The sequence below is a fragment of the Enterobacter sp. Cy-643 genome, assembly GCF_011752815.1.
Classification (GTDB): Bacteria; Pseudomonadota; Gammaproteobacteria; order Enterobacterales; family Enterobacteriaceae; genus Cedecea.
Genome location: NZ_VWWV01000004.1, coordinates 125,342 through 147,297, shown reverse-complemented (window position 1 = coordinate 147,297; position 21,956 = coordinate 125,342). Strand labels below are relative to the sequence as shown.

14 protein-coding genes are annotated in these 21,956 nt (G+C 55.9%); 4 read left to right on the top strand and 10 right to left on the bottom strand.

The annotated features are described in order from the left end of the window. Window positions 1-43 precede the first annotated feature (43 nt). Window positions 44-817 carry a cyclic-guanylate-specific phosphodiesterase gene (gene pdeH / locus F3J29_RS16675; protein WP_166867734.1) on the bottom strand — a complete coding sequence of 258 codons (774 nt, stop codon included), beginning with the start codon at window positions 815-817 and terminating at the stop codon, window positions 44-46. Window positions 818-1,060: 243 nt separating this feature from the next. Between pdeH and kdgK the strand changes: the two genes are divergently transcribed. Further along, window positions 1,061-1,993, top strand: coding sequence for a 2-dehydro-3-deoxygluconokinase (gene kdgK, locus F3J29_RS16670; RefSeq protein WP_166867732.1), 933 nt, complete (start codon window positions 1,061-1,063; stop codon window positions 1,991-1,993). A 212-nt stretch (window positions 1,994-2,205) separates the two neighbouring features. On the opposite strand, the gene F3J29_RS16665 is transcribed toward kdgK, so the two are convergent. The 9 genes from F3J29_RS16665 to bcsR all read right to left on the bottom strand — a co-directional run bounded on the left by F3J29_RS16665 (window position 2,206) and on the right by bcsR (window position 18,226). Next, a complete protein-coding gene (locus F3J29_RS16665; RefSeq protein ID WP_166867730.1) occupies window positions 2,206-3,690 on the bottom strand; it encodes a M16 family metallopeptidase in 1,485 nt (494 codons plus the stop codon). 217 nt (window positions 3,691-3,907) lie between these two features. Beyond that, entirely contained in the window at window positions 3,908-5,194 is a 1,287-nt protein-coding gene (locus F3J29_RS16660) for a dicarboxylate/amino acid:cation symporter (protein WP_166867728.1), read from the bottom strand. A gap of 181 nt (window positions 5,195-5,375) precedes the next feature. Then, entirely contained in the window at window positions 5,376-7,361 is a 1,986-nt protein-coding gene (gene hmsP, locus F3J29_RS16655) for a biofilm formation regulator HmsP (protein WP_205246824.1), read from the bottom strand. Window positions 7,362-7,563: 202 nt separating this feature from the next. Then, window positions 7,564-11,061, bottom strand: a complete 3,498-nt coding sequence (gene bcsC, locus F3J29_RS16650; protein WP_166867723.1) for a cellulose synthase complex outer membrane protein BcsC — start codon at window positions 11,059-11,061, stop codon at window positions 7,564-7,566. After that, window positions 11,043-12,149, bottom strand: a complete 1,107-nt coding sequence (gene bcsZ, locus F3J29_RS16645; RefSeq protein WP_166867721.1) for a cellulose synthase complex periplasmic endoglucanase BcsZ — start codon at window positions 12,147-12,149, stop codon at window positions 11,043-11,045. The genes bcsC and bcsZ overlap by 19 nt, the downstream gene beginning before the upstream one ends. A 5-nt stretch (window positions 12,150-12,154) precedes the next feature. Further along, the gene (bcsB, locus tag F3J29_RS16640) at window positions 12,155-14,548 is read right to left on the bottom strand and encodes a cellulose biosynthesis cyclic di-GMP-binding regulatory protein BcsB (RefSeq protein ID WP_166867719.1); all 2,394 of its coding nucleotides are present in this window, start codon (window positions 14,546-14,548) and stop codon (window positions 12,155-12,157) included. 139 nt (window positions 14,549-14,687) lie between these two features. Beyond that, the gene (gene bcsA / locus F3J29_RS16635; RefSeq protein WP_166867717.1) at window positions 14,688-17,297 is read right to left on the bottom strand and encodes a UDP-forming cellulose synthase catalytic subunit; all 2,610 of its coding nucleotides are present in this window, start codon (window positions 17,295-17,297) and stop codon (window positions 14,688-14,690) included. Next, on the bottom strand, window positions 17,294-18,028 hold the full coding sequence (bcsQ, locus tag F3J29_RS16630) for a cellulose biosynthesis protein BcsQ (RefSeq protein WP_166867716.1): 735 nt from the start codon (window positions 18,026-18,028) through the stop codon (window positions 17,294-17,296). The genes bcsA and bcsQ overlap by 4 nt, the downstream gene beginning before the upstream one ends. A 12-nt stretch (window positions 18,029-18,040) precedes the next feature. Further along, on the bottom strand, window positions 18,041-18,226 hold the full coding sequence (bcsR, locus tag F3J29_RS16625; protein WP_038483072.1) for a cellulose biosynthesis protein BcsR: 186 nt from the start codon (window positions 18,224-18,226) through the stop codon (window positions 18,041-18,043). Window positions 18,227-18,399: 173 nt separating this feature from the next. On the opposite strand from bcsR, the gene bcsE reads away from it, so the two are divergent. From bcsE to bcsG, 3 genes are read left to right on the top strand one after another with little or no spacing between them, the layout of a single operon-like run. Next, window positions 18,400-19,962, top strand: a complete 1,563-nt coding sequence (gene bcsE / locus F3J29_RS16620; protein ID WP_166867714.1) for a cellulose biosynthesis protein BcsE — start codon at window positions 18,400-18,402, stop codon at window positions 19,960-19,962. Beyond that, window positions 19,959-20,153 carry a cellulose biosynthesis protein BcsF gene (gene bcsF, locus F3J29_RS16615; protein ID WP_166867712.1) on the top strand — a complete coding sequence of 65 codons (195 nt, stop codon included), beginning with the start codon at window positions 19,959-19,961 and terminating at the stop codon, window positions 20,151-20,153. The genes bcsE and bcsF overlap by 4 nt, the downstream gene beginning before the upstream one ends. Next, entirely contained in the window at window positions 20,146-21,828 is a 1,683-nt protein-coding gene (gene bcsG / locus F3J29_RS16610) for a cellulose biosynthesis protein BcsG (RefSeq protein WP_166867710.1), read from the top strand. The genes bcsF and bcsG overlap by 8 nt, the downstream gene beginning before the upstream one ends. The last annotated feature ends 128 nt before the right edge of the window (window positions 21,829-21,956 follow it).

The window sequence follows — 21,956 nt, the reverse complement described above, 5'->3', positions numbered from 1 at the left end:
GGTCTGCCTGACTAAAAGATAGTCCAGCGTGACCGAAACGACATCAGGGAAGGCGAATCAGAACGTTTTCCAGGTTTTCGAAAGGGACTGGGCGAGACAGGAAATAACCCTGGGCAGCATAAGCAGGTGAAGACTGAACATCTCGCCATTCTTCAACTGTTTCAATGCCTTCCACAATTACACCCTTACAATACCGGTTCATTAACTGCAGCAGCATGGTAAACAAATTACGCCCTTCATCGCTTTTACGCAGCATGATAAAAAGCTCGCGCGCCACTTTGATATAGTCGTAGCGGACTTCGCTCAACGCGGAGAAATTAGCCAGACCAGTGCCAAAATCATCAAGCCAGAGCGGGCCAAACTCATGCATACCGGCCAGCGTTGCCGCCTGTGGCAAGTTAATATGCTCCACAAGTTCAAAACGTACCCACGGCAGCCTGGCGATCAAATCAAGAATCGGCTGATGCTGCTTCATGGCGATCAAAGTTGGGCCATCAACGTTAACCGACGCCAGGATGCCGTGACCGATAAAGGTCTGCTCCCAGGCTTCCAACAGACGCAGTTGTTCTTCCACCACCGCAAGACGCTGGCGGCTGGGGATCGAAGAGAAATAGCGGTCAGGCGGGATACGTACGTCTGCCTCAGCCGGATGCGTGACCACCGTCAGCAGTTCAACTGCCATCAATTTCCCGTCTGTTCTGTAAATCGGCTGAAAGGTGTAGCGCCGCTGGCATTGCAGCCAAAATCGTCGCTCCTGCAAACTTTCAACGCTCGCCTCAAGCGTATGCAGCCGGTGAGTGATCTGCTTCAACTTCATCTGTACATCCTGTTTGCCCTGATAACTCTACATGGCTCGTCGAAAGGTTATCGGCGTCGGAATAGAGAACTTTATGCTCGCTTTCGCAGCAAAATGCGCCAGAACGATTTTTGTCACAATCACAATAACCTGGCGTACATCAAACATTTTCGAAACGCTGTTTTAAAATATTTGACTCACTTTTCGCCACGGCGGAGAATGCAAAAAAACAGTGTTTTTGTTCATTTAACCACCGGGTCTCTTATGCTCACTCAGAAAATTGCCGTGATCGGCGAATGCATGATCGAACTGTCTCAAAGCGGAGCCCAGCTTCAGCGAGGTTTCGGAGGCGATACGTTAAATACCTCGGTTTATCTCGCCCGCCAGGTCAGCGAAAGCGCACTGGAAGTGCATTATGTCACCGCGCTCGGCGAGGACAGCTTTAGTCAGCAAATGCTGGACACCTGGCGCCGGGAACGCCTGCACACGACATTGATTCAGCGGCTGGAGCATCGCCTTCCGGGCCTGTATTACATCGAAACCGATAGCCACGGCGAGCGGACGTTCTACTACTGGCGTAACGAAGCTGCGGCGCGGTTCTGGCTGGAAAGCGAGCGTTCAGACGAAATATGCGCGGAGCTGGCCCGGTTTGATTACCTCTATCTGAGCGGCATTAGCCTGGCCATCCTCAATGACACCAGCCGGGAGAAGCTTTTCGCGATGTTGAAGCAGGCCAGAGCGAACGGCTGCAAAGTCATTTTCGACAATAACTATCGGCCGCGCTTATGGGCCAGCCCGCAAGAGACACAGCGTGTTTACCGGCAAATGCTGGCCTGCACGGATATTGCGTTCCTGACGCTGGACGACGAAGACGCGCTATGGGGCTCAGCTCCGGCAGAGGAAGTGATTCGCCGGACGCATGCTGCTGGCGTACAAGAAGTGGTCATCAAACGAGGCGCTGAGTCTTGCCTGGTCTCGATGAGTGGCGAGGATCTACTCGACGTACCGGCAATTCGTCTGGCAAAAGAGAAAATCGTGGACACTACCGCAGCAGGAGATTCCTTTAGCGCGGGCTATCTGGCAGTGCGGTTAACCGGGGGTACGGCGGAAGAAGCCGCGAAGCGCGGTCATTTGACGGCGGGCACGGTGATTCAATATCGCGGGGCGATTATCCCGCTGGATGCAATGCCCAAATAAGATGACCCTCACCCTAGCCCTCTCCCTGGAAGCGAGAGGGGACGAAAAGAAAACACCTGACGAACTCCCCTCTTGCTAAAGGAGGGGAATAAAAAGAAAGCGTCTGGCGAATTCCCCCTCTTACTAAAGGTGAGGGGCCGACAATAAGACATCTTCAAGAATTCCCCCTCTCCCCTGTGGGGAGAGGGTCGGGGTGAGGGGCAATCCCACCGCTAAGAAGCAGGAGGAATATCCGAAACATCCTGCTTAGGATCGTCGGTCACCGGCGGCGGCGCAGCTGGCACCATCACCTTATCCCACGTCTCTTTGAGTTCCTTCATGTTGTACTCAGGTTCGCCTTTTGGCTGCAACAGCACCATAGACATCTCCTGAGACAGCTGCTGACGCAGATCCTGATTGAGCATCGACACGGTCAGGCTGTCGAGGAAATCCTGTCGGAGTTTCTGGTACTGCTCCGGCGCAATATCAACCACCTGATTCTGCAGCGAACGTAAACGCTGGCCGATCAGCACGTCGGTGTCGGTGCGCGCGTAGGTGGCAAACAGCTTCGTCAGCTCATTCTTTTTCTGCGCGATCAGCGCGTCGAATTCTTCCTGAGAGAGGCCCTTATCGCGGACTCTCAACAGCTCACGCCCGACGCTGGTAAGACTGGCGTTCAGCTTATCGTTCGGGGATTCAATGTTGATCCCGCATTGGGCACGCAGATAAAGCACGCGGCAATCAAAGCTCAGATTGAGGTCTTTAACGCCGTTTTTGCTCAGGCTTTGCTGCACATTCCAGAATAGCGCTTCACGGGCCAGATCGGCACGCCAGTAGCGCAGCAGCGCCGCGGACTCCCGAATCGGCTGCCAGGCGTTGTCCCACATCAGGGACAACCTGTCCTGACGCACGCTGTCGGTCATCAGGCTGACCGGTTCAGGGTTAAGCGGGGAAAGCGTTGGCACCGGCGCAGGCGTGTCGCGTTTGCCTTTTAGCTCACCGAAGGTTTTGTTGATTTGTTCCGCTACGTTACGGCTATCGACGTTGCCAACCACGATCAGGGTCATGGCATCCGGGGTGTACCACTTGTCGTAAAACGCTTTCAGCTGGGCGGCATCCACCGGGCGCTTGAGATTATCAGCCGGATCGTGGCCAAGCAGCGTGGAGCCTTTCAGGCGATAGCGCCACCAGCTGTCTTTGGTGTTCATCGGCCAGGTTGCCACCATATCCGGCACATGCAGTGCCGCGGTGACGGTTGCCGGCGTCACCGCCAGCGACCCGATATTGGTCGACATAAACGTCAGCGCTTCTTTCAGCAAATCATTGCGGTTATTAGGCAAGCTCAAGTTAAACAGCGTGAAGTCATAGGAGACGATAGCCGGAGGAAGTGGACGCTCCGGGTCGCTGCTTTGGTGCCATAACGAGCGCGCCTGGCTCGTCGGCAGACCGCCGGTCTGCGTCAGCAGCATGCGCGGTAAAAAGTGGCTGTAACCGCTTTGTTGGGCGGTTTCTGTGAGCGACCCGCTATTCACCATCAGGCGAATTTCAACGCGGTCACTTGGGCGCTGGGGGGTGGCCAAAACCTGCCACTGGAAGCCGTTAGAAAGCGTTCCCTGTTGCCAGGCCGGGTCCGGCTGGAGCGCTTCTGCCTGCACGTTGCTGGCCGTTGCGGCTAATAGCAACCCGCCAGCTAAAAGTCGAATCTTGGTGCCCTGCATGTGAACCCCTAAAAACAATCCTGGTTAAAAGTAGCACATCGGCGCGGCATTCGACGTCCGCAGACCGACATAGGTGACGTTTCACCAATCCGTTTGACCGCATTTCTGCGAAAACGTCACGTAAGAAAGTGAAAAATAGAGAATGTTGAATGTTTAGGAAGGTAATTATGCAGAGTCGCCCACAGCGAGGGCAAGTCGCTGCGGGCAATTGGTCGGATTAGTGAGAGACTTCGGTCACTTTTTTGTCAGATTGTGGATTATCCAGCTGCTGCTGAAGCTGCTTTTCGTCCAGCTGTTTTACCCATTTCGCGACAACGACGGTCGCCACGCCGTTACCTACCAGGTTGGTCAGCGCGCGCGCTTCGGACATGAAGCGGTCAATACCCAGAATCAGCGCCAGGCCCGCAACCGGCAAATGGCCTACCGCAGAAATGGTTGCCGCCAGCACGATGAAGCCGCTGCCGGTAACCCCGGCCGCCCCTTTAGAAGAGAGCAACAGCACAACCAACAGCGTGATCTGATGGAAAATATCCATGTGGCTATTGGTCGCCTGAGCGATAAACACCGCCGCCATAGTCAGGTAAATCGAGGTGCCGTCCAGGTTGAAGGAGTAACCGGTTGGAATGACCAGGCCTACAACGGATTTACGGCAGCCCAGCTTCTCCATCTTATCGAGCATACGCGGCAGGACAGACTCGGAAGAAGATGTCCCCAGCACAATCAGCAGCTCTTCTTTGATGTAGCGGATGAACTTGAAGATGCTGAAGCCCGTAGCGCGGGCGATAGAACCCAGAACCAGAATCACAAACAGCAGGCAGGTAATGTAGAAGCAGACGATCAGCTGTCCCAACTGCACCAGAGAACCTACGCCGTACTTACCGATGGTGAACGCCATGGCCCCAAACGCCCCGATTGGCGCCAGACGCATGATCATATTGATGATGCCGAAGATAACCTGAGAGAAGCTTTCGATGACGTTAAAGATCATCTGGCCCTTGTGGCCCAGGCGATGCAGCGCAAAGCCAAACAGAACGGCAAACAGCAGCACCTGCAGAATGTTACCGCTGGCAAACGCGCCAATCACGCTACCTGGGATAACGTCGAGCAAGAAGGCAATAACGCCCTGCTGCTGCGCTTGTTCAGCGTAAACCGCAACCGCTTTGGCATCCAGCGTCGCCGGGTCCACGTTCATCCCGGCGCCAGGCTGCAGCACGTTGACCACAACCAGCCCGATAATCAGCGCAATAGTACTGACAATCTCAAAATAAAGTAACGCTACCGCGCCGGTACGGCCTACGGCTTTCATGCTTTCCATGCCAGCAATCCCGGTCACCACGGTACAGAAGATGACGGGCGCAATAATCATTTTAATCAGTTTAACGAACGCGTCGCCAAACGGTTTCATTTGGGCACCCAATTCCGGGTAAAAGTGACCCAGCAAAATGCCGATGGCAATTGCGGTCAGCACCTGAAAATACAGACTTTTGAAGAGTGAGGTTTTCATTAGAGTATCCTTGAACGGAGAGTAACCGCAGCCCCGGCTCAGGAACCGGTACGACTGCGGCAGTCAACATATCACCCTAAAAAAAACGCAGAAGTGGCCTGGATCGATTTTGTTAACGGAACTGTTAAAAACATGAACTGAACCGATCCAGCTTATAACATTTGTAACTATTGTTTTTCATTTATGCAGTAAGAAATTCACGTTCAAACTGCTCGAGGGTGCGCGCTTTGGCATACAGGAACCCCTGCGCGTAGATCACGCCCTGCTGCACCAGCCACTCGCGCTGGGCTTCTTGCTCCACGCCTTCAGCCACCACTTTCAGATCCAGCGCTCTGGCCATCGCAATAATCACGCTCACCATCGCGTTATCTTCCGGCAGCCCTTCGATGAAGCTTTTATCTATCTTCAGCACGTCAATCGGCAGCGCTTTCATGTGGTGCAGATGGTGCAGGCTGGCGTAGCCCATACCAAAATCATCCAGCGCAATACGCACCCCGGCCTGGCGAAGCGGCCGCAAAATATTGACCGCCGCCTGCGGATCATCAATGCGGCGGCTCTCGGTGACTTCAAGAATCAGCGTGCCGGGCTGGATTCTGTACCGTCTGAGTAGCTCCAGGAGCGAAGGCACCATGGCTTCATGCAGCAGCTGGAGCGCAGAAAGATTGACGCACAGCGGCAGCGTAACGCCCCTACTTTGCCAGGCAGACAGCGTGCGACAGGACTCCTCGAGGATCCAGTTACCAACGGTGATCATCAGCCCGCAGGCTTCAATGCGCTCAATCAGTCCTTCCGGCAGGCTCCAGCTATCGTCAGCCTGGCGCTGGCGCAGCAGAACTTCAGCACTGACTACGCTTCCGTCACGCATATCCACCTGCGGCTGTAGCCAGACGGCAAAATGATGCTTCTCAAGCGCATTCAAAATATCGTGCTCTTCGGTCAGACGCTGCTGGGCCTTTTCCATCTGATCGGGGTCGAAGAACTGAATCTGGTTTTTCCCGAAGCGGCGAGCCGCAAGCGTTGCCGAAGCTGCCCGGCGATAGATCTGTTCAGCGCTGAGACCTCCCCTGAACATCGCAATACCAATGCTGGCGGTCGGTTTCAGCTGCAGCGCCTGGATGGGTAAACGAGCGTTGAGCGTTTCCATGATTTTCTGCGCCAGCGTCATGGCATTCCACGGGTCGCTGACGCCATAGAGCAGCAGCCCAAAATCATTCTGACTCAGCTGGGCCAGAACTGTGTTGGTCGGCAACACGAGTTTAACTTTCTCGACCAGCGTCAGCAGCAGCATCTCACGCTGCTCTTCGTTCAGGACGCCGGCCGCATCCTGCAGCGTTTCGCTCCCGATTAACATCAACGCGCCGCGCTTCTCGTTCGCCACCATCTGTTCAAGCAGCGCCATCAGCAGCGCCTTATTTGGCAGCTCCGTGACTGGATGATGGGTACTCAATGCGTTCATTTGCTGCTGGAGGCGCTGCGTAACCTGCTGATTACGGTTATAACTGCGTACCAGCATGCCAATCTCATCGTCATGGTGCAGCGGCGGCAGCGTGAGCTGGTGCTCACCCGCTTGCTGAGGATTCAGATTATCCAGCTCACGGCTAATCTTACGGATCGGATGCACCACCAGCCGGTTAATACACCAGCTGATCGCCACGGTCAGAATCAGCGCCAGCAGCAAATAGGTGGTCAGCAGGGTGGAAATCGTGCTGACGATAATCCGATACATGCGCCAGGAATCAGCCTGTAGCACCAGGTAAGCCAGCGGCTGCGGGTTTGCCGGGCGTTCGAGGGAATAAAGCGGCAGGGAAATCTGCACCGGCAGCTCAAACACGCGGGCGATGAGCATCGGGATTTGGTGCTCCGGCATAAAGCTAATGCGAAGCGCCTGGAACTGATTGGGCAGCACGACATCGGCCCGGCTGATGATGCCCGAAGGCTGGATCTGATGAAGAATCGCCTCGGCCTGCGGGATGTCTGCGCGCAGAATGGCCTCAGACAGCGGAAGACGCACGGAGTGGGCGATTTTCTCCATTTGCGTGGCGGTGTCGTAGCGGTTTTGCTGCACAAAATGGAACAGCTGAATGACGATAAAAATGAAAATAAACCCCAGGGCCACGGCTGACACCATCGCCATCTGTTTTATCGTTAGGGAACGACTGACTCGCAAGCTGACTCTCCGCTTTTGCTTAACCTGCGCCACGCCCGGCATCAGGATATTCTTATGCCCGCAGAGTATACTGCATTGCCGCTCTTTTTAATCCTGGCCTCTGGAGAATCGGTTAATTCTGCTTTTATGGGCAACTTTGCGCCGAATTCTGAGCAAAAAACCGCAAACGGCGGGCTAACCCGCCGCCCTGCATCACCGCTAATCAGAAGTCCGCATAAGGCACCAGCGGCTGCGGCGGCATATCCATATCGCCCTGCCAGCCCGCCATAGAGTAGCGAACGAAAATCAGCGCGTGGCTTGGGGTGTAGTCCTTGGCCTGCTGAATATCAATCCCGGCACCGATTGACCAGTGCGAGCTGATTCGGCGCTCGACCAGCGCTCTGGCCGTGTAGCCAAAACCGTTGCTGCTGCTGGCCGAGAAAGGATCGTTGCGGTCCGGATAGCCCTGGAGATCCTCCGGGTAGGGGTTAGTGTTATTTGGCACGAGGTTACGCAGCGGATAGCGCTGGCCCGCATTGCTATGGGAGTAAGACCAAGAGCCGGAAGCGCCCAGTTCCCAGGACCAATTCTCGGTACGTTTACGCCAGGTCACCGGCACGGCAAACGACACATATTTTTGCGGGCTGTAATAGCCGCCCTGGCCGAGGAAGTAGTCGCTAAGGTCTTTTTGGTAGTGCCAGACCATGTTGGTCAGGCCCACGGTTAGCCGCTGATTATTCTCGTTAATCAGCTTGTAGTAGTAGCCCGTCATCCAGCGTACGCGCCAGTTATCGGCCACGTTTTTACCGGTCAGCGTGTCTGCATCCAGGCTGGACCAGACGCCGTTGGCCTCGCCCTTATCGTAGCTCAGGCTCACGCCACCGCCGGTCGCGCGAACGCCGCCCCACACGGTATTGGTATTCGGATCCCGCTGCCCGCCGAAGGAGAGCAGCGAGCTGGAGATAGGGCGACGATGCGCATTAACCGTGTAGCCAATCGGCCCCAGATCGTTGCTGTACCTGACTCCGCCGACAACATCCACGACGTCAAAGCCCAGCGGCGTGGTGCCAATATCCGTTTGCCAGGTATCATTTTTCCAGCCAACGGCAAGGCTTGCCCCGCTGGCGCGCTGTTTGGTGCTGCCGAAACACGTATGCTCCGCACAGGTTCCCCAGCGCTCGTTGTAGCCCGCCCCGTTATCTTTGAACGAGCCAGCATCCATATTCACCATATCGGTCCGGAACCACATGCGTCCGTCGCTAAGCGGAGCGTCCACTTGCAGCATCGTGGTATGCGCTTTCAGATCGGAGTAACCCGGCGTGCCGCTTGAGCCCCAGTATTCGTGGTCGAGCGTCACGTTCACATCCTGCTGGCGGTAAAGATCGGCGGCATCGCTGCGCACACCGCGCTTCAGCCAGTCATCTTTCTCATCGTTGCGGGTCAGCCGAGTGAAGGTGTCGTTATCCTGCGGGCGCTGCGGGGTAATACCCGAGGAGACCATAGCGTCTTTGTAAGTCTCCAGCGCCTGCTGCGGCTGGCCGCTTGCGGCCTGGAAACGCGCGGCATCACGCATCACCAGCGCACTTTCCATAGACGGCGGCTGGGTTTTGGCCGCGACCAGAATTGGCGCGTAGGTTTGCGCGGCTTTTTCGTTATCGCCCAGCGCCGCCCAGGCGTTCGCCACGCGGCGCTGGGTGTTGATGGACGGTGTTTCACCCGCCGGTGCTTTCTGCAGCTTCGCCAGCAGATCGCGGGCCTGAGGTTTATTCCCTTCGGCAATCAGCATCTCGGTTAACCCTAACAGCGCATCTTCGTTGCCGGGTGAACGCTGCAGGACTTTCTGATACTGCGCTTTCGCCGTGGGGCGATCGCCACGTTCGGCGGCCCAGTCGGCCAGCGTTAAGTCGACGCGATCGGACGGCGCCTGCTGCTGAAGCAACGCAATGGCGTCTTTTTCTTTGCCGCTGTCCCGCAGTCGGTTAGCCGTTTGCATCACCTGGTTAAACTGCAGCCGGTCAGCAAGCTCATGAATATTGTCGGTCCACTGCGCTTTGGGCAGCGTATTGAGGTGGCTTAGCGCCGCCGCATCGTGATTATTGCCTGAAAGATACAGGCCGTAAGCGAAGACCTGCTCCGGGTCGCCGGGCTTACGCTGGGCCAGGCCACGCATCAGGCTGTCTGCCTCACTGTGTTTTCCGGCGGCATAGAGATCGTTCGACAGGCGGTAGGTTATCCACACGCTGTCCGGGTCGAGTTTGAGCCGCTGACGCTGGATCTCCGCCGCTTTTGCCCACTGCCCCTGACTTTCCAGCGCGGTAGCCTGCTGTTCCAGACGCTCGCCGGTCAGGCTGCGTTCAATATCATCAATACTTTTGCGCTGGCTGGCCGAAAGGCTCTGAATATACGCCGTTGCACGCGCCGGAGACTGACGGCGATAGACGTTCGCCAGGCCACGAATCGCGTTGCTGTTACCACGATCCATACGCAGCGCCTGCTGATAATAACGTTCTGCGCCGGCATCATCTTTTTTGGCCACGGCCACATCGCCAAATCCTAGCACAGCGTAGCTGTCAGTGTTATCCACCTTCTGCGCCTGCTGATACTTTTGCAGCGCGGCATCCGGGTTATTGGCTTTGAGCTGAGCATCGCCTTGTTCAATCAGCAGCCAGTAACGGTTGGTTTTTAACAGGCTGTCCCACTTGCCCCGGTTGTCGCTTTGCGGGTCCATCTGAATGGCTTTCTCAAACTGCTGTACCGCGAGGGCGCGTTTTCCCTGCTGAGAATAAGCCTGCCCCAGCGCGCCAACCACTTCGCTGTCGTTTTGCTTCGAGCTTAACGCCTCTTTCAGCTGCGGAATAGCCTGATTCCCACGACCACCGCCCACGTCTTCCAGACCTTTAGCCCGAGCGAGGAAAGCCGGATCCGCCAGCTGTTTTTGCTGTTGCGCAAGCCTGTCACGCGCGGTGGCCACCGTATCACCTTCGGTGAAGACATTAAGAAAACGCTGCAGGGCCGCGACGCTTTGTGGCCCTGTCGGTAACTTACTGATTTGGCCATACCATAACGCAGCGGCATCTTCCCGGCTGCCGTTGGATTTCGCCATTTGCTCAAGCACCTGATAAGCCTCAGCGCTGCGGCCGTTGGCAAACATCAGCCGCACCAGATTGCCACGCAGTTCGCCGTTCCCCGGTGCCGCGGCATTCAGCGCTTTCAGTTTATCGATCGCCTGGTTGGTGGTTGCCGGGCGCTTCGCCATCAGCATCCAGTATTCGATCGCTAAATCACCTTCAGGCGGGTTGCCGTCGAACAGCTTTTCATAGGCGGCAATCGCCTCTTCGGTATGTCCGCTGGTCGCTAATAAACGCGCCTGCTGCAGCTGCTGGCGCCCATCCGCGCCGGTCAGCATCAACGTAACCTGGGATTGTTTATATTCGGCAGAGCCGGGGGCCAGTTTTGCCAGACGCTCAAGCTGTGCTTTCGCCCCTGCGTTATCACCCTGTCGAAGCAGATAGCGCATTCGGGCCGCAATCACGTCCGGATCGTCCGGCGCCATCAGCTCCAGCCTGGACAGCGACTGACGCACAATATCTTCGCGTTTGCTGGCCTCCCCCATTCTCACTTGCTCCAGCAGCTGCTGCTGGGGCGTCAACGCGGCCTGAGCCACCGGCATCAGCGCCATGCCCAATGAGAGAGTGACTAAACTTAATGAGAACTTGCGCATACCTGACCCCAGCGAGGGATTAATTCACCCCGAGAATTGAAGCGAAAACGATTTTGATCCCATCCCTGACCAAAGAGCGTTAAAACATAGCTGTAATAGGCGTCGGCCTGGGGGAAATTGCTCTGAACCCGCTGACGCTGCACGTCCCGTGCTTCGCTATTCTGTAAAAAGGGCAGCATGGCGGCGGAAAACCCCACCGGGCCAGTGCCCTGCACGCTGCCGGTTTGCACATCGACTTTTTCCGGCGGGAAACCTTGCTTGATGGTGATATCCGCCATCGGCTGGAAGGCCTTCAGCAACGCGGCTTTGTGCGGGTCATCGTCGGCCATCATGCCAACCCACAGGTAAACGCGTATCGAGTCATAGCTACCGTAGCGGGCATCGTCGGTCTGGTACTGCCAGCCTTTGCCTTCATGCCAGTCGGCCCAGTTGGGTGAAAATCCTTTAGGCGCGGTTTCGAGCAGTAATCTTTGGTTTGCCACCTGCATGGCCGACCAGGGGCCGCGGTAACGCACCATGCGCTGCAGTACCTGCGGCGGGAGATAGCTGGAGTTCAGCCGCCAGTCAGGAGAATGATTAAACCCCACTCGCCCCGGCAACAGCGAAAATCCCAGCCCCGGGATTTTAATCACTTCCTCTTTCGCCACGCGCTTCAGCAGCTTTTCACCGAGGCGGCTATAGGCAGGCTCATGCCACAGACGCCCCGCTTCAAGCAGGCTCCAGACAATCCACATATCGGCATCGGAGGCGGAGTTACTGTCTAAAACCGTCCACGCATCTTTGTCGTTTTTGCCCCACAGCCAGGCGGGAAGATGGTCTTTCAGCGCCCCCTGAGCGAGGTTGTTTTCCGTCCAGTGCAGCAGCTTGTCGAACATCGCCCGATCGTTGGCCGCCAGCGCAAAGAAAAGCGCATAGCTCTGCCCTTCAGAAGTGGTGATTTTCCGCTCATCGCTGGGATCGATCACCCGGCCCTGGTCGCTGATATAGCTGGCTTTAAACTGCTCCCAGGCAGGCCAGCTACAGGCGGCCTGCCCGGAAACGGTTGTCAGCATCAGCCCGACCATCAGCAGTGCGGCGCTGATTTTCATCGCAATTACTCGTCTTCCGGATCGATACGACGGCGGCTAAGGATGCGCAGGATACGCCACAGCACCCAGGCCAACAGCACGACGCTTATCGCGGCGAAGATAGCCAGCAGAACCGGATGGTTCGACAGCGCGTACCAGATACGCTCAAACCACGGCAGGTGACCCACATAGTAAATATCGCCGACGCGCAGGCTATCCACGCCGGATTCACGAATCACCGCTACCGACCCGGAAATCGCCGCCCGTTTGCCGCTGTCGTTGAGCGCATTGTTCAGCAGCTCGTAACCTCGCGGGCTGTCGGCCAGTAAAGCAAGAACGCTGCGCTGGTCGTTGTATGGCGACTGGAAGCCGACGATCGCGGCCATGGCACCTTTGGAGGTGACCTCCGTTTGCGTATCCGCCGCGCGATCTTTTGGATCGGAAACGCCGTTCAGCAGCGGAGTCTGGCGAACCGGCGTTTTCACCCAGCTTTGCGTGGCCTCAACCAGCAGATCGATACGTTTGTCATCTTTCATCGTCGGTGGAATCGTGCCGATGATCATGATATCCGCATCTTTGCCCTGAATGGTGCTGCCATCATCCGTCAGGTTCACGCTTAGCGCCGGGAAGCCAGTTTGTGAGCCAATGGTGCCGAGCGCATCCAGCAGCGCGGTAACCTGGGCCGGATTAGGCTCTTTGTTGACCACCACAATGGTTTGCGAAAGATCGGCCATGCGGCTGAATGGGAACCCCGCATTCGCAAAGGTGCGCAGGTCAGGCATGGCAATAAAGTGGTGGTAGTTCGAGAAGTCGATGGTTGACTCATCTTCCACCACGACGTGGTTTTGGACCGGCTGGAACGTAATACAGTTCTCTATCGAGCCGCCCGGCATCGGGTTCATATACGAGAAGTCAAAGCGCAGCTGGTTGGCGGCGCCCAGACGCAGCGCGGGAATCGACACGTCCGTTTTGCCGTCCAGCAGGCCCTGCAGCACCGGCAGGCGCAGCAGCAGCTTATTGTTCTCTTCGTTCGGCGTCAGATTAAACGACTGCAAGAACTGGTTGTTCAGGCTAATGTCCATGCGCGAGCTGTCTTTCATCGCCGGCGCGGTGTAGCGATATTTCAGATTGAGATCGATGCCGTTACTGCGCAACAGATAGAGGTCGGGCGGCAGATTCATCGTCACGCTAATGGCGCTCGGTTCCTGGCCGCTGGACTGCAGCTGCTCCTGGTAAGTTTTCATTTCGCCCAGCGTCACCGGACGGTCAGTTCTCACCCAGTTTGGCGCATCGTAAGGTTCACGTGGCAACAATGGCTTCACGTCATCCACGGTGACGCTGCTGCCGCGGAACAGGATATTCCCCTGGGCAATGCCTTTTGCAGCCTGCACCAGGTCTTTATCATCACGGCCCATCACCACCAGCAGTTTGACGTACGGGTTATCCGGATGGCTCATCATCTCAACGGTTGGCGCCTTCACGGCAGGATGGTCGCGCAGGAAATCCGGGCGCTTATCGTTGGTCGCAAACACGATCCCGTTGCTGGTCGGCAACTGATTGAAGAGCACCGGGAAACTCTGCCCACGCCATGCGGTACGGGAACCGAACCACGAGGCGACAATCCCAGCGGCACGCTGCTGCTCAATATCCGGGCTGGCAGCAAAAACGATAGGCAGCGTCAGCGGGCGATCGTCTCGCGAATCGAAGAAGGGCACCGGGAAATGCGACAGATCGTTTTGGACCGGCAAGCGCTGGTAGGTTAGCGCCAGCGAACTGCTACGCCCAACGTCCATCCACAGCGTAGTGCTGGCCGGGTTCTCACAGATGTCGCGGTAGTGGCCGACAAACTCCAGCCTCACGCGGTTAAAGTCGGTGATATACAGCGGATCAACCGGCACCTGAGCGAAGGTCTTTTTGCCCAATTGCTCTTTGGTCACCGGCAGAACGCCCATCAGTTCGTCGTTGAGATAGACTTTTAGCTGTGATTGCACCGGCAGCAGCGAAGGCGAAGGGGTATATTCGAGATTCAGCAGCGCTTTCGAGACGATTTCATCCCGACGCATCCCAAACTCCACCCCACCATTCGGGTTCACGCCGGTCAACACCATGCTGCCCGGCGGTGGCGCAATTTGTGCAAAATTCAGTTTTACATCGCGAGAAGGCGCATTTTCGGCGACGATGGGCGCATTTGCACCAGGAACACCCGGTAAGACTTGTCCAACCGTAGAGACACCATCGGCTGGCGTTGCCGGAACGATCGCCTCGGTTGAACCCGGCGCAGGCGTCACTACCGCCTGATTTGCTGTTGCCACAGCAGGAACCGTCGGAGCCGGCGTCGAGTCAGCCGAATTTGCCACTGTAACAGGCAGGGCGCTGATGCCTACCGCTGCTGCATAAAACCAGGATATTTTTCTTTTCATCGCGTTATCATCAAATTAATCAATCGGTTGACAAACCTCAGGCGAAAGAAGACACACCAGAGAACATCAATTCGTGATTTCAGTTGCCGGCTACAAAGAGGGAAAAACCACGCTTTTTCCCTTTTGGTGAGCAATTTCGTTAAGCCAGGGCAGACAAGGTCCGCCGTTTTGCTGGTTCGGCGGTCGGGCTGTGCGGAATAAACGACACAATCCAGTCCACCAGCATGGTGATCGCGTGGAAAACAAACTTCAAAGACGGTGGAGCGAACTCCGCAAGGTGCCGGTAACCCCGGAAACCAAGCTTGAGAATATCCACCAGACTTTCCAGTGGTTTATCCTCAGGGAAACTGTCCTGCCACAGCGCCCAGGTATCGGCGCGGGCAAAAGTACACTGAATAAAGTCGATGTGCTGTTTGGTCGTCATTTGCGCCAGCTGCAGGCCGACTTCATCGCCAAAGACGCGCATCACCTGAGCCGGGAAGAAGAACTCCTGTGCCCCACGCTTCAGCAAAAGATTCACTTTCTGCCCTTCCAGCACCTGTGTAGGGCCATGAATCTTGATCCCTACCCCGCCGTCTGAGTAGTCATGCACGGTGCACGGGAAGAGGTGGCCATCTTCACGCGCCAGCGCCGCCGGCATGGCGATTTCAACGCGATGCGCGCGCCGGACCTGTTTACTCTCAACGGAAACGGCCACCGCGCCGCCCAGTATTATCAAGTTGTAGAACACCCATAGCAGGCTCACCACCACCGTTAACGCTTCGTTTTCCGGGCCGTAGAAGAAGCGCCATGCCCCAAAGGCAACGCCCAGCAGGTTAATCAGCACTAAAATCAGGTACGGACGCGTGATGACCCAATCCACATATTCGTTTTCAACCAGCCCGCCCTTTGCGGTCACGTTGAACTTCCCTTTGTGCGGATTAAACAAGGCCACCAGCGTAGGCTGAGCGATATACCAGGCCAGCACCGTTTCGTAAATCTCACTCCAGAAAGAGTGACGATATTTGCCCTGAATTTTGGAGTTGGTCAGGCTGGCGTGGATCATGTGCGGCAAAACAAACAACGCAATCATGATGGCCGGGGCGTAAATGATATAGGCGTGTAACAGCAGAAACGCCAGCGGCGCCGTCAGGAAGATAAGCCGCGGGATCCCCGACAGGAAATGGAACATCGCGTTGGCATAACAGAGCCGCTGGGCAAACTTCAGCCCCTTGCCGAAAAACGGGTTATCGAGACGGAATATCTGCGTCATCCCGCGCGCCCAACGAATACGCTGCCCGATGTGCGCGGAAAGGCTTTCCGTTGCCAGCCCTGCAGCCTGGGGAATACGCAGATACGCCGAAGTGTAACCCCGCCGGTGCAGGCGCAGCGATGTGTGGGCATCTTCGGTCACGGTTTCAACGGCAATACCGCCAATTTCATCCAGCGGCCCGCGTCGAATCACCGCACAAGAGCCGCAGAAGAATGTGGCATCCCACATATCATTCCCGTCCTGCACCAGCCCGTAGAACAGTGTCCCTTCGTTAGGCGTTTTACGGAAACGCCCCAGGTTGCGCTCGAACGGGTCAGGCGAGAAGAAATGGTGCGGAGTCTGCATCATTGCCAGCGATTGTTCTTTGAAGAACCAACCCATGGTGAGCTGCAGGAAGGAGCGCGTGGGCACGTGGTCGCAGTCGAAGATAGCGACAAAATCGCCCTTCGCGTGCTTCAGCGCGTTGTTGATGTTCCCCGCCTTTGCGTGCTCGTGCGTCGGACGGGCGATATAATTGACCCCGACCATATCGGCAAACTGCTTAAACTCGTCGCGCCCGCCGTCATCCAGAATCCAGATATTCAGCTTGTCCTTTGGCCAGTCAATGCCCAGTGAGGCATAAATTGTTCCCTTCACGACGTGCAACTCTTCGTTGTAGGTCGGCACAAAAATATCCACCACCGGCCAGGTGCTTATGTCTTTTGGCATCGGCACCGGCTGGCGGTTAAGCGGCCACACCACCTGGAAATACCCCATCACCAGCACCAGCCAGGCGTAGGTCTCGGCAAACAGCAGCCCCAGACCGAAGACGAGGCTGAGCGGATCGTTCCAGTTCAGGGTCGAGGTGTAGCGCCACCAGATGTAGCGACAGGATACGGTGAGCGACAGCACAATCAGCATCAAGGCAGAGAAACGCCCCGGTAAACGCCGAACGATCAGGGCCACGCCCCACAACAGCATCAGGAAAATAAACTGTGACAGCGGGTTAAACGGCTGAGTAATACAAAGCAGAGCAAGAATGGCCGAAAACACAACAATCACGCCCAGAATGATGCGCCGGGTTGTGTGGTTGATATGGCTTAATTCTTTCTTTTCATCGAGATGCTGCGTCCGGTTGCTAATGTTTTCCGGCAGTTTATCAAGCCAGCCGTGCCAGCTATCACGCCAGGCCTGCATCCGGCCAAAAGAGCGTACCTGCGGGCGCCCGGTTTGCTTGCCGGCGCGGAGCAGCAGCCACAGGCTTTGAATACCGTAACGCACCACGTCCAGCGGACGCGGCCTGTCCGGGTTAATATGCGGATAAAAGTGGTCATGTCCGGCGCGTATGCGCTGCCAGCGGGGGCCTTCAAGCGGCAGAAAAACCCAGGCAAGAATCAACACGATACAGCCCAGCATCGCACTGAGCATCGGGGCCCCATTGCGGCGAAAAGTCCGATAACGCTCACCCAGCCGCTGGCTGGCAGCAGGGAGTAACAGCCAGGAGGCCAGATGACTCATGCCTTCTTCCCTGCAAGGTTCAACAGGCACCAGTTGGCAAGCGTCATGATTTCCTCGGCAATCAATGAATCCGGACGGTATTCACCCAGAGGCTGTTTTACCGCCGCACTTTCGGCCATCGCCTCATCCCGGTGAAGAACAATAGGGATCATCGTACGCTGACTTTGCAGCCAAATTTGGTAAATATCATCCTGGAGCTGACTGGCTACCAGCAGATAGTTCACCAGGAGATGCGCCCCCTGAGGCAGAGCCTGCTGGTGCAAACGAATATGGCAGTTGGTGTCCGGTTTAACCACCGTCACCACGCTGTCGGTTTGTGCCAAAATCTGGCGGGTCAGGGCGTTAAAGCCGTGGGGCAAGTCCAGTAATATCCACTGGTATCGCTGGCTCGCTTTCAGGTCAGCAAGAAAATGGCTGAAGTTGCCAAGGGCTTTTTCCACCGCGTCGAACGTTTCCTGCTCAGCCGGGCTAAGCTGGCCGAACGGTAGCACGTCGAGATGGCTGGTATAGCGCCATGCGCATTTATGCCAGTCTTCGTTATCCAGCATGGCGCGCGCCCAGCCCCTCGGCTCTGCGAAATCAATATTATAAAACAGGCGCAGCAGGTTATCTGGCGAGATATCCACCACCAGTACCGATTCCCCAAGTTGCTGCAACGACCAACCAAGCGCTGCGGTAATAGACGTCGTCCCTACGCCACCACGCAGCCCTTGCAACCCAATGACAGCCATCAGGCCTACTCCCTATTGTTGCGTTAATTCAGCCAGCAACGGCCAACGTTTAATTGCCGCCGCCAGTTGTTCCTGCTGCGATATATCGGTGTAATCTATTTCGGGCAATGAAAATGCTTTACTCAGCGCCAGAAAATCATTTTGGAAGGCATAAACAAGCTTGTTTTCCTGAGCATTGCCAGTCTCTTCATCTTGCATTTTAGTTGTCATCTCTTGGTCAGATTTCGTCAGCAGTGATAACGGCAAATGCCTGGAAAACGAAAAATGTTTTACAATGCTAAAACTGATGCTGTTTATTTTCAATGGTAGGTTTCTTTCTCAGCTTACGCTAGTAAACTGACATACATACTAATTTATCTCCAGGGGACGCCATGGAACCCATATTTTCGCTTGGCATCCGTTCATTATGGAACGAATTGAATCATATGCCCGCAGGGGGCGTGTGGTGGCTGAACGCAGAAAGTCAGGATGATGCAATAAGTATTGTTAATCAGACAGTTGCCTCCCAACAATCGACGGCAAAGGTTGCCGTCATTTCGATGTCAGCAAAGTCTGGGCAAGCCATAAAGCTCGATCCGACTAAAGGGCCAGAAAAAGTACGCCTTTTTACCATGCCCTCATCCATCAATGGGCTCAACGCGCTGCGCCGCGATCTCATGTGCAGTATTAATCCTGAAAACTACTTTTTTATACTCTTAAGCTCGGATAACGTCTGGGAAAATATTTCCCCAGAGGACTTACGTCATTGGCTCGCCCTAATGGGAAAATGGACTAAACGCAATAAGTGCAGTCTGCTTTTTGTTAATGTTGGAAATAACAATGACAAACAATTCTCATTATTAGTCAGCGAGCATCGCAGTCTTTCCGGGCTTGCCAGCCTGCGGGCGCAAAGCGATATCCATCGCTATGACATTGCCTTTTGGTGTAATGAAAAAGGCGTTACTGCCGATCAACAGCTCAACGTCCACTGGCAAAACGGGGCGTGGCAGGTTGTAGAGGATGCCGAAAGCGCGCCTCAGCCGCGCAGCGATGAAAAACGCGTTCTCAGCCACATTGCTGTTCTGGAAGGTGCTCCTGCCCTGTCGGAAAACTGGCAGCTCTTTGAAAACAATGAGCAACTGTTTGACGCCGCGCGAACTGCACAGGCCGCCACCATTATTTTCTCGCTGACCCAGAATAGCCAAATCAACAGTATCGCCCGCCAGATTCATGCCCTCCGCCGCCAGCGCGGCAGCGCGCTGAAACTGATCGTGCGAGAAAACCAGGCCAGCCTGCGAGCCACCGATGAACGGCTTTTACTGGGCTGCGGGGCCACGCTAATTATTCCGTGGAATGCGCCGCTTTCACGCTGCCTGACAATGATCGAAAGCGTGCAGGGTGCGAAGTTTACCCGCCATGTCCCGGAAGACATTACCGTGTTGATCGACCAGATGCAGCCGCTAAAACTGCGCGGCTACCAGAAATGGGACGTTTTCTGCAACGGTATCAGCGCGCTAATGAACAACGCCCTGCTGCCGGAAGATGGCAAAGGCGTGATGGTCGCACTGCGCCCGGTGCCGGGACTGCGCGTTGAGCAAGCGCTGACGTTATGCCGCCCAAACCGCATGGGCGATATCGTGACCATCGGAGAAAACCGGCTGATGCTGTTTCTCTCTTTCTGTCGCATTAACGATCTCGATACCGCGCTAAACCACATTTTCCCACTGCCGGTGAACGACATTTTTACCAACCGAATGGTGTGGTTTGAAGACAGCCAAATCGCCGCCGAAATCCTTCAAATGCAGGCCATGCGTCCGGAAAAATGGGTGAAACCACTGGCCGCCACGCTCGACCTGAACAGCGTTCGCCACGCCAGCCGCGAAGGGCATAGCTGGCGCAGACAGCCCACGCCTGTCACGCTGCTGGATGACACCCCGAGGGAACAGACACAATGATGAACATCACTGACATCATTCAGCTCGTCGTGCTTTGCGCGATAGTTTTTTTTCCGCTGGGCTACACCGCTCACCGCTGGCTTCCCCGTTTTACCGCCGCGGTACGGTTAATGTTTTTAAAACCACGCTATGTTAAACCGGCCGGGACGCTGCGCCGATCTTCCGCCAGGGCAGACAACCAACATGACTAATCACTCTCAATCGGCAAAATCGCCGACTCATTTTCTGCAGTATTGGCGTGGCCTGGGTGGCTGGAACTACTACTTTCTGCTGAAGTTCGGGCTGCTGTGGACCGGCTATCTGAATTTTCACCCGCTGGCGAACCTGGTCTTTCTTGCCTTTTTGTTGTTCCCGCTGCCGCCGCTGAAGCTGCACAAACTGCGTAACTGGATAGCCCTTCCCGTGGGGATCGGCCTTTTCTGGCACGATACCTGGCTGCCCGGCCTCGACAGCATGATGAGCCAGGGCTCGCAGGTCGTCGGCTTCAGCGCAGACTACCTTCTCGACCTGGTAACCCGCTTTATTAACTGGCAAATGATCGGCGCGGCGTTTGTCCTGCTGGTTGCCTGGCTTTTTGTTTCCCAGTGGCTTCGCGTCACGGTGTTCGTCGTGGCTATCCTGGTCTGGCTCAACGTGTTGACGGTGGCCGGCCCGGCTATCTCTTTACTGCCTTCCACGTCTCAAACCACGGCCTCCGTCAGTGCCAGCGGCACCTCCGGGTCAACGACTGCCGCCACTACGGCAGCCCCGGCTTCCGGCGATATCCCGGCGCAAACAGCCCCGCCAACAAGCGACAATATTACCGCCTGGCTGAACAGCTTCTACGCCAGCGAAGCCAAGCGGCAGACCAAATTCCCGGACGCGCTGCCGGCCGACGCGCAGCCATTTGAACTGCTGATTATCAATATTTGCTCCCTCTCATGGTCCGACATCGAGGCCGTCGGCCTTGACTCGCATCCGCTGTGGAAACACTTTGATATTCTGTTCAAAAACTTCAACTCAGCGACGTCATACAGCGGCCCGGCGGCTATCCGCCTGCTCCGGGCAAGCTGCGGACAGTCGTCTCACAAAGGGCTTTATGAGCCTGCTGGCAATCAATGCTATCTGTTTGATGATTTGGCGCGTCTCGGCTTCAAACAGCAGCTGATGATGGATCACAACGGCGTCTTCGGTAACTTCCTGAAAGAAGTACGGGAAAACGGCGGCATTCAGGTTCCGCTGATGGACCAAAGCGGGCTGCCGAGCGATCTGCTGGCATTTGATAATTCACCAATCTACGACGACACCGCCGTACTGCAGCGCTGGCTGCAGGGTGAGCAGAATGACGGCGCGAACCCGCGCACGGCGACCTTCTACAACCTGGTGCCGCTACACGACGGTAACCATTACCCGGGCAACAATAAAACGGCCGACTATAAAGCGCGTGCGCAGAAGCTGTTTGATGAGCTGGATTCCTTCCTGACCGAGCTTGAGAAGTCGAACCGCAAAGTCATGGTGGTGATTGTGCCGGAACACGGTGCGGCGCTGAAGGGGGATAAAATGCAGGTTTCCGGGCTGCGCGACATCCCGAGTCCTGATATCACCCACGTACCGGCGGGCGTGAAATTCATCGGTATGAAAGCCCCGCATAGCGGCGATGCCATTGAAATCAACCAGCCAAGCAGCTATCTGGCGATTTCAGAGCTGGTTTCCCGCTCGGTGGACGGCAAAAACTTTGTTGCCGACCAGGTGGACTGGAGCGCGCTCACCAGCAATCTGCCACAAACCGCCCCGGTTTCGGAAAACTCAACGGCCGTGGTACTGAAGTACCAGGATAAGCCTTATGTCCGCCTGAGCGGGGGTGACTGGGTACCGTATCCGCAATAACTCTGTGTTTAGAAAACCAAAAACCGGTGCCTGGTGCGCCGGTTTTTTTATGGCGAAAATCGAAAATACTGTGCAACAACTGCAATAGGCCTAATTCCTCAGCGAGAGGGATCCCTGCAAGAAAAAGA